A 13,647-nucleotide genomic window follows, 5' to 3' on the forward strand; every position below is an offset into this window, starting at 1 on the left:
CTCTGCGGTCCTGGCATGACCTGCATCAATGTCATCCGCCTTGAATCTCCAACAATCATCCTCATCTATGCTGCATCTCGCAGGTTTCGTATATGGCGCGAGTCATGGCGCCGGCCTGCTTCACATGAGGATGAACATCCATGCGTATCGATCGTTTGACCAGCAAGCTGCAGCTTGCGCTCTCCGATGCCCAGTCCATAGCCGTCGGCCTGGATCACCCCTCCATCGAGCCGTTACACCTGATGCAGGCGCTGCTTGAGCAGCAGGGCGGCTCGATCAAACCGTTGCTGATGCAGGTCGGCTTCGACATCGCAGCGCTGCGTCAGGCGCTGACCAAAGAGCTCGACCAGCTGCCGAAGCTACAGAACCCCACTGGCGACATGAATCTCTCGCAGGACCTGGCGCGCCTGCTCAATCAGGCTGACCGCCTCGCCCAGCAGAAGGGCGACCAATACATTTCCAGTGAGCTGGTGCTGCTGGCAGCGCTGGACAGCAACACCCGTCTGGGCAAGCTGCTGCTGGCTCAGGGTGTAAGCAAGAAAGCGCTGGAGAACGCCATAAGCAATCTGCGCGGCGGCGATGCGGTCAATGATCCCAACGCCGAAGAATCGCGGCAGGCACTCGACAAATACACCGTGGACATGACCAAGCGCGCCGAGGACGGCAAGCTCGACCCGGTGATCGGTCGTGACGACGAGATCCGCCGCACCATCCAGGTGCTGCAGCGGCGGACCAAGAACAACCCGGTACTGATCGGTGAGCCGGGCGTGGGCAAGACCGCCATCGTCGAGGGGCTGGCCCAGCGCATCGTCAACGGCGAGGTCCCGGACGGGCTCAAGGACAAGCGCTTGCTGGCCCTGGACATGGGCTCGCTGATTGCCGGGGCCAAGTTCCGCGGCGAGTTCGAGGAGCGCCTCAAGGCGGTGCTCAACGAGCTGTCCAAGCAGGAGGGTCGCGTCATCCTGTTCATCGACGAGCTGCATACGATGGTCGGCGCGGGCAAGGCGGAAGGCGCCATGGATGCCGGCAACATGCTCAAGCCTGCCCTGGCGCGCGGCGAGCTGCACTGCGTAGGTGCCACTACTCTCGATGAATACCGTCAGTACATCGAGAAGGATGCCGCCCTGGAGCGTCGCTTCCAGAAAGTGCTGGTCGACGAACCAAGCGAGGAAGACACCATCGCTATTCTCCGTGGCCTCAAGGAGCGCTACGAAGTGCACCATGGCGTGACCATCACCGATGGCGCCATCATCGCCGCGGCCAAGCTCAGCCACCGCTATATCACCGATCGCCAGCTGCCGGACAAGGCCATCGACCTGATCGACGAGGCCGCCAGCCGTATCCGCATGGAGATCGACTCCAAGCCCGAAGAGCTCGATCGCCTGGATCGCCGCTTGATCCAGCTGAAAATCGAGCGTGAGGCGCTGAAGAAGGAAGACGACGAGGCCACCAAGAAGCGCCTGGCCAAGCTGGAAGACGACATCGCCAAGCTGGAGCGCGAATACGCCGATCTGGAAGAAATCTGGAAGTCGGAGAAGGCCGAGGTGCAGGGTTCGGCGCAGATCCAGCAGAAGATCGAACAAGCCAAGGCCGAGCTCGAAGCAGCGCGGCGCAAGGGCGATCTAGCGCGCATGGCCGAACTGCAGTACGGCATCATTCCGGACCTCGAGCGCAGCCTGGAGATGGTCGATCAGCATGGCAAGAAAGAAAACCAGCTGCTGCGTAACAAGGTGACCGACGAGGAGATCGCTGAGGTGGTTTCCAAGTGGACCGGTATTCCGGTCTCCAAGATGCTCGAAGGCGAGCGCGACAAGCTGCTGCGCATGGAAGACATGCTGCACACTCGCGTCATCGGTCAGCACGAAGCCGTGGTGGCCGTATCCAATGCCGTGCGCCGCTCGCGCGCCGGTCTGGCCGACCCGAATCGTCCGAGCGGCTCGTTCCTCTTTCTCGGCCCGACCGGGGTGGGCAAGACCGAGCTTTGCAAGGCGCTGGCCGAGTTCCTCTTTGATACCGAGGAGGCGATGATCCGCATCGACATGTCCGAGTTCATGGAGAAGCACTCCGTTGCGCGCCTGATCGGTGCGCCGCCGGGCTACGTCGGTTACGAAGAGGGCGGTTACCTGACCGAGGCGGTGCGTCGCAAACCGTATTCGGTGGTGTTGATGGACGAGGTAGAGAAGGCCCATCCAGACGTCTTCAATGTGCTGCTGCAGGTGCTCGAAGACGGCCGCCTGACCGACAGTCATGGGCGGACGGTGGACTTCAAGAACACGGTGATCGTGATGACCTCCAACCTGGGCTCTGCGCAGATCCAAGAGCTGGTTGGTGATCCCGATGCGCAGCGGGCTGCGGTGATGGATGCGGTGGCGCATCACTTCCGACCGGAGTTCATCAACCGTATCGACGAGGTGGTGGTGTTCGATCCGCTCGGTCGCGAGCAGATCGCCGGTATCGCCGACATCCAGCTCGGGCGCCTGCGCAAGCGTCTGGCCGAGCGCGAACTGAGCCTGGAGCTCAGTCAGGAGGCGATGGACAAGCTGATCGCCATCGGTTACGACCCGGTTTACGGAGCTCGGCCGCTCAAGCGGGCGATCCAGCGCTGGATCGAGAATCCGCTGGCGCAGCAGATCCTCTCCGGTCAGTTCGCGCCGGGTAGCAGCGTCAAGGCGCGGGTAGAGGGCGAGCAGATCGTCTTCGATTGAGTGGGGTGGTTACCTGCGGGGTGCAGCACCTCGCAGGTAGCCGTGTTGGAGCAGCGTTTTCGCGGGTGCCGCCGGGTGAACGCAAAGTGTTGTCAGGAATCGCATTTTTGGGGTTGACAGGCGAGCCGGGAACCGTAAAATGGCGCGCCTCTGAGGCGGTAACGTAACGCTGAAGAGCTGGAATTGAAGTTGTTCCGCGATAGCTCAGTCGGTAGAGCAAATGACTGTTAATCATTGGGTCCCAGGTTCGAGTCCTGGTCGCGGAGCCAAATTCCAATCGGGGTATAGCGCAGTCCGGTAGCGCGCCTGCTTTGGGAGCAGGATGTCGGGAGTTCGAATCCCCCTACCCCGACCATTTTTGGGTCGTTAGCTCAGTTGGTAGAGCAGTTGGCTTTTAACCAATTGGTCGTAGGTTCGAATCCTACACGACCCACCATACGGGCTTCTCAGGAAGCATGAAAAGCTGGATGTCTTCGCGGACATCCAGCTTTTTTATTTCCTGCGATTTCTTCTCGGCACATTCAAGGCGCACCCAGGGGTGCGCCTTTTCTGCGTCAATGGAGCTTCAGGCGCGGCTCCGTCGTGCGGCTGAGCTTGTCGCCCAGCATCATCAGTAGCGTGCGCGGGATGCCGTACAGTGCGATCTGGTGCATGCGGTAGAGCGAGATATAGAACATTCGTGCCAGCCAGCCTTCGAGCATCACGTTGCCGGTCAGGTTGCCCATCAGATTGCCTACTGCCGAGAAGCTTGACAGCGAAATCAGTGAGCCATAGTCCTTGTAGCGATAGGTCGGCAGCGGCTTGCCTTCCAGTCGGTTGTGGATCGAGCGGGCCAGCATCGAGGCCTGCTGGTGGGCTGCCTGTGCACGGGGGGGGACATTGCGGTCGCTGTCCGGCTGTGGGCAGGCGGCACAATCGCCGAACGCGAAGATGTTCTCGTCGCGCGTGCTCTGCAGTGTCGGGTGGACGACCAGCTGGTTAATGCGGTTGGTTTCCAGGCCATCCAGTTCGTGAAGGAAGGCGGGTGCCTTGATCCCGGCGGCCCACACCTTGAGGCTGGCCTGGACGAACTCGCCCTGCTTGGTGTGCAGGCCCTCGGCGGTGACTTCGCTGACGGCCGCGCCTGTGAGCACCGTGACACCCAGGTCCAGCAGTGTCTGGTGCACCGGTTGGCTGATGCGCTCAGGCAGTGCCGGCAGGACTTTCGGGCCGGCCTCGATGAGGGTGATGTTTACATCCTCCGGCTTGATGCCATCGAGGCCGTAGGCCGCCAGCTCCTTGGCGGCGTGCAGCAGTTCTGCAGCCAGCTCCACGCCGGTAGCGCCGGCTCCGACGATGGCCATGCTGATGTTGCTCGAGGCACTCTCGCCTGCATGCGCCTTCATGTAATGGCTCAGCAGTTGCCGGTGGAAGCGCTCGGCCTGCTCGCGCGTATCAAGGAAGATGCAGTGCTCGGAAGCCCCCGAGGTGCCGAAGTCGTTGGTCGTGCTGCCAACGGCAATCACCAGCGTGTCGTAGTTCAGTGCGCGTGACGGGACCAGTTCCACGCCAAACTCGTCGCGCGTCGCTTCCAGTCGAATGCATTTGCTCGCGCGATCCAGGCCTGCCATGCGGCCCATCTGGAACTCGAAGTGATTCCATTTGGCCTGAGCGACATAGTTGAGTTCGTCAGCGGACGAGTTCAAGGAGCCGGCGGCGACTTCGTGCAGCAGCGGCTTCCAGATGTGTGTGAGGTTGGCGTCGACCAGGGTGATGCGGGCTTTGCCACGCTTGCCCAGGGTTCTACCCAGGCGGGTAGCAAGCTCCAGACCGCCGGCGCCACCGCCGACGATTACGACTCGATGTGACATGGGAGTGACTCATAGCTGCAAGGGAAACGGCGGGGCGGCCTGGCGAGCGGAGCTCAAAGCACAAGGCGGCTCAAGAGGCGGCTCAATAACCCGAGCCCGATCACCACGACCAGTACCACAAGCAGAAGAAGCCAGGGGCGAAACGGCTGGCGCTCGACCTGGTGTTGCGGGGCGCGGAGGTATTCATCGACGCGCTGCTGATCTTCGGGCTTCAGGCGGCTGGGCATGGGCACCTCGAATGGAATGCAGGCATTCTAGCTGTGCAGGGTCAAAAGCCAAGCGCGAAGTGCGGCGCTTTGCCGCGCGGAGGGCTGGCGGGCATGCCGGGCGGCATGCCCTTGGGGGTAGTCAGGTGTTCTTCAGCTTGCGCAGGTTGCCGATGACCGACTCCAGCGCGCGGTCGAACAGCAGGGTGTCGTTGAGTAGCCGAATGGCGCCGCGCTGGAATTCGGTCGCCAGGCCCATGCGGGTCTTTTCCAGGACTTTCATGCCGGTGCGATTAACGAAGATGTACTTGCCGGTGGGCTTGATCACCGCTGCCAGCTTGCAGCGCAGCTTGTGTTCTTCGTCTTCCTGGAACTCCACCCAGCTGCCGACGCGCAGATTGTCGACCTGGACCAGCGCGACATCGTTATCCGGCAGGCTGATTTCCGGTTCCTGCTCGCGGCTCTCGCCAGGTGCAAGCAGGACGATCTCGTCGACCACTTCGACCATTGCCGGTGCGGTTGCTATCGGAGTGGCCGCTGACTCAGCTGAAGTGCTGTCGTCCGCTGGCGCCTCGCTGGGAGCGCTCTGCGGTTGCTGGAAGCGCTGCAGGGTCTGGACATGGAGCGCTTCGAGCTGGGTAAAGAAGTCGCCGGTGGAAAAAGGGTCGAAGGCGGCGCTGACCAGTCCGTCGCGTAGCGCTTTAAGCAGGCTCGGGACCAGCTCCAGCAGGCGTGCGCGCGATTCTTCGTCTTCGTGAGGGGTAACGCTCCACACCAGATCGTCCATCGTGTCCAGGGCGGCCTGCCACTCTTCGGACTGGGTGCCGTGTTTCAGACAGGTAAGCAGCAGAACCTTGCTCCAGGCTTCCTGCAGTAGCCGCACCACGACTTCCGGAAGCGTCTTGCCGAGCAAGCGCTGGTTCAGGGCGCGCTCAACTTCCTGTCGGGCGATCTCGGCCTTGGCGCGGCCTTCCTCGGCGTCGCGGGTGCGTTGCTCGAGCAGCTCGCTACGGCGGCGCTCATCGCCGATGAAGGCAAGGAAGTCGGCCAGCAGCTCGGAGAAAATGGCCGGATCGTCAGTGAAGTCATTGAGCAGTCGAGCCACGATCTGCTCGATCTTCTGGTAGAGACTGTCCCGCTGCGCTTCATCCTGATCGCCCCAGCCCATCGCTGCCGAGGCAATCTCGTTAAGCAGGCGGCGTGCCGGATGGCTGCCGCGGCTGAAGAAGGTCTTGTCCAATACCGCGACCTTGAGAAGCGGGATCTGCAGACGACCGATCAGGGCCTTTAGCGAGTCGGGCAGGGTGCGGTCATCGAGTATGAATTCGAACAGCATGGAGACGAGGTTGATCACATCGTCGTCTATCTCGCCGACCACGCGGGACTTGCCGGTCTTGGCACTGACTCGGCTCAGCAGGCCGGCCAGCTGCTCCTGAAGATCGAACTCGTCGACGGTCTGCGGCGCGCGCGCCTGCATGTGCGACAGCAGGCGGAGGAGGTCGCCACTGGAGATCGGGATCGCATCGCTGGGGATGTTGCGCGCCGGCAGCATGCTGCTGCCACGGAGCTCTGAAAGCAGGCTGTGCAGGGCGCCGAATGCGGCTTCCTGCAGTCCCTCGTCGACATGTGCAGCCTGGCCAAGTGGCGCCGATGGTCCATGGCTTCCGGCTGGCGCGCCGGGGCGCTGCTGGCGGCGGGGCGGGGCGGAGTGCAGCTCTGGCAGGATGCCGGCAGCGACCAGGGTCTGGTTGGCTTCGGCATAGAGTTGGTCGATATCCCCGAGCACGTACTTTTCGAAGAGCTTGAAGATGATCAGCTTGACCTTGATCTCTACCCCAAGGCTGCTGCTGGCCTCGATGAAGTAGTCGCAGAGTGCGTGTGGGCCGAGCGGGTTGCTCTTGTCATCGAGCTTCTTGCTGACCAGCGCATTGAAACGAGTGGTCAGGTGCCCCAGCGGTTGAGCCGCACGACTCATGACTTTCGCGACCATGGTGTCGACGGCTACCGACTCTTCCAGCTCATCGTTCTGCACAAGTGAAAGACTGTCGAACGACACATTGTCCAGCACCGGCGGCTTGCCGATCTCATACTGATTGAGCTGGGCGAATGCTTCGAACAGCTGTTGCAGAAAGCCGCGTTCGATGTTGCGGCGCTTCATGCGCAAATCACGCATGGCTTCGAAAAACGCGTTCTGTTCGACGTTGCTGCTCGCACGATCGGCGATCTCGAAGAGCGAGTCATCGGCGTTGTCGAACAGCGACTGCAAGGCCTGACGCAGCTGTTGGGCGGCCTTGTCGCGCACGCTGATGAGCGCCACAGGCAGGCGGCCTGCTGGTGAAGAAGGCTTGTGCTCAGGGGCTGCCTTGTTCAGGTGCACCACTTTCGCATCGGTTCGCATCGAGACTCTCCTGCGGTCGCCTGCTTAACGGCGGTCACAACGCCAGCTTCAAACAGCGTCTTGTAAGGGTAACCAAATCGGCAGGGCAAGGCGGAAGGTTCCGGGCGAGCCCGCAATCTAGTGCGGGTTTCTTCTGTCGAACCGGATCCAGCGCAGCATAGCCGAGCGGTCTGATTTTACAACGACACCTCGTCAGTAAGGTGTCGCCATTTCGGTGGCGTCAATATTCTTGAAGGGCATTATAAGCATCGGATTGCGATGCCAAGGCCGGTTTTTCATTGGACATGACTTGGCTCACAGATACTCGCAGGTTTTCCGCCGGGAGGTAAAAAAAGCCTCTCGAATACCCGTCCGGGATGCGCAGGTTGGCGCTGCGTTAGCGAGCACTCAGCCTTTATACTCCGCGCAATCTTCAGGAGTCAGCCATGCCGAATCTTACACTTGCCGATCTATCTGCAGAAATCGATGCCAACGTTCGTCGCGCGCTCGCCGAGGACGTCGGCAGTGGTGACATCACGGCGCAGTTGATTCCAGCCGAGCGGCTGGCGCATGCGTCGGTCATCACTCGCGAGGAGGCAGTGATCAGTGGAACGGCGTGGGTAGACGCCGTATTCCGCCAAGTCGACCCACGCGTTGCGGTTCACTGGCAGGTTGCCGATGGTGACCGTGTCGGGGCTGACCGGGTGCTGTTCCATCTCGAGGGGCCGGCGCGGGCGCTGCTCACCGGCGAGCGCAGTGCGCTGAATTTTCTGCAACTGCTGTCGGGCGTGGCGACTCGCTGTCGTCACTACGCGGACATGGTAGACGGGACCGGCGTGCGTTTGCTCGATACGCGCAAGACCATACCCGGGCTGCGTCTGGCGCAGAAGTATGCCGTTACCTGCGGTGGCTGCCACAACCACCGCATCGGTTTGTACGACGCCTTCCTGATCAAGGAAAACCACATCGCCGCTTGCGGTGGCATCGCCGAGGCGGTTGCTGCTGCACATCACATCGCGCCGGGCAAGCCTGTGGAGATCGAGGTGGAGAGTCTGGACGAGCTCGAGCAGGCGCTACTAGCAGGTGCCGATATCGTCATGCTGGACGAGCTCAGTCTGGATGACATGCGCACCGCGGTGGCCATCAATGGGGGGCGGGCCAAGCTTGAAGCGTCGGGCGGCATCAGCGATGAAACGCTGCGCAGCGTGGCGGAAACGGGGGTGGACTACATCTCCATCGGCGCGCTGACCAAGCATGTGCGGGCGGTGGACCTGTCGATGCGCTTGCGGCAGTAAGGGCGGGGCGAGGTTGCGGTGCCTGGCGCAGCGGCTGCGCCAGGCGGATCGGTCAGTGACGGCTTTTCAGGCCGAAATTCTCGTGCAGGGTGCCGGGGGTGTCGTCGCCCTTGGGCGCATAGTCCTTCGGCGGCTCGGTGAAGGCCGGCGACGAGAGACGCTCACGAGTGCCGTGGTTCTCTTCGCTGTGCAGTGCGGCCATCAGGCGTTGACGGGTCTGTTCGTCGAGTGCGAGGCGGCTGGCGCCGTCGGACAGGTGATCCTGAATGTCCTGATAGTTGTTGGTCAGTTTGCGCAGCAGGCTGGCGGTGGTGTTGAAGTGGGTAACCACCTCACTCTGATAAGTGTCGAAACGCTCTTGCAGGTCATCGACCTGACGCTGTGTGCGGTTTGGTGCGCTGCTGCGTGCCACCAGATAACCGATGGCGATGCCGGCGATCAGGCCGACGATCGGGAGCAACCAGGTCGCGAGGGTCTGTTCCACGAGTCCTTCCTCTATATAAACGGCTGTGCTTACGTTAACGTCTCGTACCTGCTCTGTATACCGCGACGCGAGGCGGCGGTTATTGGCAGCTAGTTAGCAAGACGAGTCGACTCGTCCCAAGGTCACGGAGTTCCTGCTTTGTTGAAACGCGAAACCCCCCTCAATCTCGACGGCCCCTGCGGCACCCTTGAAGCGCTGTACTTCGATCAATCGCAGCCGACGGGGCTCGCGCTGATCTGCCACCCGAACCCGGTCAAGGGCGGCACCATGCTGAACAAGGTGGTCTCGACCCTGCAGCGCACCGCTCGCGACGCCGGCTACAGCACGCTGCGCTTCAATTATCGCGGTGTCGGCGGCAGCGCCGGCGCGCATGACATGGTCGAGGGCGAGGTGGATGACGCCGAGGCTGCGCTGCGTTGGCTGCGCGAGCAGAATCCGGAGCTGCCGCTGACGCTGCTGGGGTTCTCCTTCGGCGGGTTCGTCGCCGGCAACCTGGCCCACCGTTTGAACGCGGAGGGCGTGGCGGTACAGCGGCTGATGATGGTGGCGCCGGCAGTGTCGCGCCTCGTCGAGCTGTCGTTGGCTGACGATTGCCAGCTGACGATCATCCAGCCGGAGCAGGACGAGGTCATCGATGCCGAGTCCGTGTACACCTTTTCCGCGCAGCTGCAGCACCCCCATGAGCTGCTGAAAGTGGCAGAATGCGGCCACTTTTTTCATGGCAAGCTGGTGGAATTGAAGGAACTGGTCGCCCCGCGGCTTTGATGCCCGAACCTGCTCCTCTCCGCCGCGCTCAACGATCGAGAATGACTGCATGACTACCCGCATCCTGACCGGTATCACCACCACCGGCACGCCGCACCTGGGCAACTACGCCGGCGCGATCCGCCCGGCCATCCTGGCCAGCCGCGACGCGGCCGCCGACTCCTTTTATTTCCTGGCCGACTACCACGCGCTGATCAAGTGCGATGACCCGCTGCGTATCCAGCGCTCGCGCCTGGAGATTGCCGCGACCTGGTTGGCATGCGGCCTCGATGCCGAACGCGTGACCTTCTATCGTCAGTCCGACGTTCCGGAAATCCCCGAGCTGACCTGGCTGCTCACCTGCGTCACCGCCAAGGGGTTGCTCAATCGCGCCCACGCCTACAAGGCCTCGGTGGACAAGAACGTCGAGAGCGGCGAGGACCCGGATGCCGGCGTGACCATGGGGCTCTACAGCTACCCGGTGCTGATGGCGGCGGACATCCTGATGTTCAACGCGCACAAGGTGCCGGTTGGCCGCGACCAGATCCAGCATGTGGAAATGGCCCGCGACATTGCTCAGCGCTTCAATCATCTGTTCGGTCACGGTCGTGAGTTCTTCACCCTGCCGGAAGCGGTGATCGAGGAAGGCGTCGCCACGCTGCCCGGCCTTGACGGACGCAAGATGTCGAAGAGCTACGACAACACCATTCCGCTGTTCGGCAGCGCCAAGGAGCTCAAGGGCGCGATCGCACGCATCGTCACCGACTCGCGCCTGCCGGGCGAGCCGAAGGACCCCGACAGCTCGCACCTGTTCACTCTCTACCAGGCGTTCACCACCGCGCAGCAGCAGGATGCGTTCCGCCAGGAGCTGCTCGACGGGCTGGCCTGGGGCGATGCCAAGCAGCGCCTGTTCGAGCTGCTCGACAACGAGCTCGGCGAGGCGCGCGAGCTGTATCACCAGCTGATCACCAAGCCCGCCGAGCTGGAGGATATTCTCCAGGCGGGTGCGGCCAAGGCGCGCCGAATCGCCACGCCATTCCTTGGTGAGCTGCGCGAGGCAGTGGGCCTGCGCAACTTCCGCAGCGAAGTTAAAAGTGCAGCGCCAGCCAAGAAGAAGTCCAGCAAGGTGGCGCGCTTCGCCAGCTTCCGCGAGGCCGACGGCGCGTTCCGCTTTCGTTTCTTTGCGCCCGACGGTGAGGAGCTGCTGCTGTCCCGTCCGTTGAGCAACCCGAAGGCGATCGGCAGCCTGACCCAGCGGTTGATTGCCGGCGGGCCGGACGCGCTGGAACTTCGCGAGGACGAAGGCGATCAATTCACCCTGTGGCTGGACGACGAATGCGTCGCCGACAGCCCACATTATGAGAGCGCCGAAGCGCTCGATGCCGCCATGCTGCGGGTACGCGAGGCGCTGGCCACGCTCGTCGACTGACGTGCTGCCGCCAGGGCGGAACGCACCCTGCGACTGCGTTCCGCGGCTTCGCGGCGATCTCCAAGAATGGGTGTCCCAGGAGGGTTGACGCTTGAACGACCTGAGTAAATTGCCAACCACCGAGGGCGCGGCTAAAGTGTCGGCCCCGTTTCACTACCCAGACTCCGCCATGACCCCTCTTGAGCGCTATCAGGCCGACCTGAAACGTCCTGACTTCTTCCACGATGCCGCCCAGGAAAATGCGGTGCGTCACCTGCAACGTCTGTACGACGATCTGGTGGCCGACGATCGCAGCAAGAGCGGCCTGCTCGGCAAGCTGTTCGGCAAGAAACAGCAGGAGCCGATCAAGGGCATCTACTTCTGGGGCGGCGTTGGCCGCGGCAAGACCTACCTCGTTGATACCTTCTTCGACGCATTGCCGTTCAAGCAGAAGACGCGCACGCACTTTCACCGCTTCATGAAGCGCGTGCACGAGGAAATGAAAACCCTCAAGGGTGAAAAGAACCCGCTGACCATCATTGGCAAGCGCTTCGCCGACGAGTCGCGGGTGATCTGTTTCGACGAATTCTTCGTCTCCGATATCACCGACGCGATGATTCTTGCCACGCTGCTCGAAGAGCTGTTCAAGAACGGCGTGAGCCTGGTGGCGACCTCCAACATCGTGCCGGACGGTCTGTACAAGGACGGTCTGCAGCGTGCGCGCTTCCTGCCGGCCATCGAGCTGCTGAAGAAGCACACCGAGATCGTCAACGTCGACAGCGGCATCGACTATCGCCTGCGTGCGCTGGAGCAGGCCGAGCTGTTCCACTTCCCGCTCGATGCCGAGGCCGAGCAGAGCCTGGAACGCAGCTTCAAGAGCTTGCTGCCGGAGAACTGCCGGGTCGTCGACAAGGACGCGCTGATGATCGAGAACCGCGAAATTCGCGCGGTGAAGACCGGCAACGATGTGGCCTGGTTCGAGTTCCGCGAGCTCTGCGACGGGCCGCGTAGCCAGAACGACTACATCGAACTGGGCAAGATATTCGGCGCCATCCTGCTGGCCAATGTCGAGCAGATGAGTGTCACCAAGGACGACATGGCGCGCCGCTTCATCAACCTCGTCGACGAGTTCTACGACCGCAACGTCAAGCTCATTATCTCCGCCGAGGTCGAGCTCAAGGACCTCTATACCGGTGGTCGCCTGGAGTTCGAATTCCAGCGCACCCTGAGCCGTCTGCTGGAAATGCAATCGCACGAGTACCTGTCGCGGCCGCACAAGCCCTGACCATGGCGTGGCCGCGAAGACCGACTCTTCGCGGCCAAAGGCCGCTTTCTCGCAACGTCTGGCACTGCGCCTTAATAGGCGCGGTGTTCGTCAAGAAGGCGTATGCCAGCTGTCGGTATCCTGCTTCAGCAAGCCAGCCTTGGCTGTTCCGTGGTCGCCCTTACGACTCAGGCCGGTATTTCTGCCGGTAGTGATTGGGTGACAGCTCGGTGTGCTGGCGGAAAAGGCGGGCAAAGAAGCTCGCATCGTCGTAGCCCACTTCGTAGCTGATCGTCTTGATGCTCTTGCCGGTGGTGGCGAGCAGGCTCTTCGCCGTCTCGATCCGCAGGCGTTGCAGATAGTACAGCGGCTTGTCGCCGGTGGCTGCCTGGAAGCGGCGCATGAAGTTGCGAATGCTCATGCCATGCTGCCGCGCCACGTCCTCGAAGCGAAACTTTTCGGCGAAGTTGGCTTCCAGCCATTCCTGTATCTGCAGAATCCGCGTATCCAGATGCAGCTTCTGCCCGCCGAAACCCAAGCGCCCCGGGCTGTAACTGCGTTGTAGCTCGTAAAGTACGTCACGCGCCATGCCTTGGGCCACGTGTGCGCCGCAGAAGCGCTCGACCAGATACATGTACAGGTCGCAGGCCGAGGTAGTGCCGCCTGCGCAGTAGAGGTTGTCGCTGTCGGTGAGGTGCTTGTCGGCGCTGAAAGCCACACCGGGGAAGCGCTCGACGAAGTCATTGGCAAAGCGCCAGTGGGTGGTCGCCTCGCGGCCTTCCAGCAGGCCCGCCTGGGCCATCCAGAACACGCCGGTGGCTTCGCCACAGATGACGCTGCCTGCAGCGTGACGCTCGCGCAACCAGGGCATCACACCCGGATGCTGCGCGCAGAGCGCATCGAAATCTCCCCAGAAGGCCGGCAGGATCACCATATCGGCGTCGTCCAGCGGACTATCCACGGCGATGGCGATACCGCTGAAGGTACTGACCGCCTTGCCGTCCGGGCTGACCAGACGGGTTTCGAAAGCAGGGGTGAGGTCAAGGCCGAGCTGCTTGCCGTAGCGCAGGCTGGCCATGTGGAAGAAATCCTTGGCCTGGGTGAGTGTTGAGGCGAACACCCCTTCGGTGGCAAGTATGCTGACGCGTTGGATCGAGGCGAGATTGGGCATGCGATTCTAATTATTGTGGTGAGTAACAGGGTAAATCTGCCGTGTGGCGGCTGGAGCGTCCTATTTTTGCGCGCGCCTGTCCAGCCTTCGCTGCAACGATGCGGCTGAACCGCCATGGCGACCCGGCGTCGAACCGCTGATGC

The 13,647-nt window shown here is 62.2% G+C and carries 10 protein-coding genes and 3 tRNA genes; 8 read left to right on the forward strand and 5 right to left on the reverse strand.

Translation table 11 applies throughout. The annotated features are described in order from the left end of the window. Window positions 1-140 precede the first annotated feature (140 nt). The 4 genes from clpB (at window position 141) to LW136_RS03125 (ending at window position 3,141) form a co-directional block, all read left to right on the forward strand. Window positions 141-2,705, forward strand: a complete 2,565-nt coding sequence (gene clpB / locus LW136_RS03110) for an ATP-dependent chaperone ClpB (RefSeq protein ID WP_014819067.1) — start codon at window positions 141-143, stop codon at window positions 2,703-2,705. A 193-nt stretch (window positions 2,706-2,898) separates the two neighbouring features. Then, window positions 2,899-2,974 (forward strand) — tRNA-Asn (locus LW136_RS03115). 9 nt (window positions 2,975-2,983) lie between these two features. Then, window positions 2,984-3,060, forward strand: a tRNA-Pro gene (locus LW136_RS03120). Between the two features lie 5 nt (window positions 3,061-3,065). Further along, a tRNA-Lys gene (locus tag LW136_RS03125) sits at window positions 3,066-3,141 on the forward strand. Between the two features lie 118 nt (window positions 3,142-3,259). Here LW136_RS03125 and LW136_RS03130 read toward each other — a convergent pair. The 3 genes from LW136_RS03130 to LW136_RS03140 all read right to left on the reverse strand — a co-directional run bounded on the left by LW136_RS03130 (window position 3,260) and on the right by LW136_RS03140 (window position 7,159). Continuing rightward, window positions 3,260-4,555, reverse strand: coding sequence for an NAD(P)/FAD-dependent oxidoreductase (locus LW136_RS03130; protein WP_234174640.1), 1,296 nt, complete (start codon window positions 4,553-4,555; stop codon window positions 3,260-3,262). Window positions 4,556-4,608: 53 nt separating this feature from the next. Beyond that, window positions 4,609-4,782 carry a DUF3094 family protein gene (locus tag LW136_RS03135; protein WP_003298581.1) on the reverse strand — a complete coding sequence of 58 codons (174 nt, stop codon included), beginning with the start codon at window positions 4,780-4,782 and terminating at the stop codon, window positions 4,609-4,611. 121 nt (window positions 4,783-4,903) lie between these two features. Beyond that, window positions 4,904-7,159, reverse strand: coding sequence for a DUF1631 domain-containing protein (locus LW136_RS03140; RefSeq protein ID WP_234174641.1), 2,256 nt, complete (start codon window positions 7,157-7,159; stop codon window positions 4,904-4,906). A gap of 425 nt (window positions 7,160-7,584) precedes the next feature. On the opposite strand from LW136_RS03140, the gene nadC reads away from it, so the two are divergent. Further along, on the forward strand, window positions 7,585-8,433 hold the full coding sequence (gene nadC / locus LW136_RS03145; protein ID WP_234174642.1) for a carboxylating nicotinate-nucleotide diphosphorylase: 849 nt from the start codon (window positions 7,585-7,587) through the stop codon (window positions 8,431-8,433). A gap of 52 nt (window positions 8,434-8,485) precedes the next feature. Here nadC and LW136_RS03150 read toward each other — a convergent pair whose 3' ends face one another. Beyond that, window positions 8,486-8,917, reverse strand: coding sequence for a Z-ring associated ZapG family protein (locus LW136_RS03150; protein ID WP_003298586.1), 432 nt, complete (start codon window positions 8,915-8,917; stop codon window positions 8,486-8,488). 138 nt (window positions 8,918-9,055) lie between these two features. On the opposite strand from LW136_RS03150, the gene LW136_RS03155 reads away from it, so the two are divergent. The 3 genes from LW136_RS03155 (at window position 9,056) to zapE (ending at window position 12,354) form a co-directional block, all read left to right on the forward strand. Beyond that, the gene (locus LW136_RS03155; RefSeq protein WP_042926665.1) at window positions 9,056-9,682 is read left to right on the forward strand and encodes an alpha/beta hydrolase; all 627 of its coding nucleotides are present in this window, start codon (window positions 9,056-9,058) and stop codon (window positions 9,680-9,682) included. Between the two features lie 49 nt (window positions 9,683-9,731). After that, on the forward strand, window positions 9,732-11,090 hold the full coding sequence (locus LW136_RS03160) for a tryptophan--tRNA ligase (RefSeq protein WP_234174643.1): 1,359 nt from the start codon (window positions 9,732-9,734) through the stop codon (window positions 11,088-11,090). Window positions 11,091-11,259: 169 nt separating this feature from the next. After that, complete coding sequence (gene zapE / locus LW136_RS03165; RefSeq protein ID WP_014819073.1) at window positions 11,260-12,354, forward strand: cell division protein ZapE; 1,095 nt, start codon at window positions 11,260-11,262, stop codon at window positions 12,352-12,354. Window positions 12,355-12,514: 160 nt separating this feature from the next. On the opposite strand, the gene LW136_RS03170 is transcribed toward zapE, so the two are convergent. Then, a complete protein-coding gene (locus LW136_RS03170) occupies window positions 12,515-13,504 on the reverse strand; it encodes a GlxA family transcriptional regulator (RefSeq protein ID WP_234174644.1) in 990 nt (329 codons plus the stop codon). Window positions 13,505-13,647 lie beyond the last annotated feature (143 nt).

The organism is Stutzerimonas kunmingensis (genome assembly GCF_021432085.1).
Lineage (GTDB): Bacteria > Pseudomonadota > Gammaproteobacteria > Pseudomonadales > Pseudomonadaceae > Stutzerimonas.

Coding starts and splice junctions, on each gene's coding strand:
- LW136_RS03130 (WP_234174640.1), bottom strand. CDS start 4,555: ATGTCACATCGAGTCGTAATCGTCGGCGGTGGCGCCGGCGGTCTGGAG.
- nadC (WP_234174642.1), top strand. CDS start 7,585: ATGCCGAATCTTACACTTGCCGATCTATCTGCAGAAATCGATGCCAAC.
- zapE (WP_014819073.1), top strand. CDS start 11,260: ATGACCCCTCTTGAGCGCTATCAGGCCGACCTGAAACGTCCTGACTTC.
- LW136_RS03160 (WP_234174643.1), top strand. CDS start 9,732: ATGACTACCCGCATCCTGACCGGTATCACCACCACCGGCACGCCGCAC.
- LW136_RS03170 (WP_234174644.1), bottom strand. CDS start 13,504: ATGCCCAATCTCGCCTCGATCCAACGCGTCAGCATACTTGCCACCGAA.
- clpB (WP_014819067.1), top strand. CDS start 141: ATGCGTATCGATCGTTTGACCAGCAAGCTGCAGCTTGCGCTCTCCGAT.
- LW136_RS03140 (WP_234174641.1), bottom strand. CDS start 7,159: ATGCGAACCGATGCGAAAGTGGTGCACCTGAACAAGGCAGCCCCTGAG.
- LW136_RS03135 (WP_003298581.1), bottom strand. CDS start 4,782: ATGCCCAGCCGCCTGAAGCCCGAAGATCAGCAGCGCGTCGATGAATAC.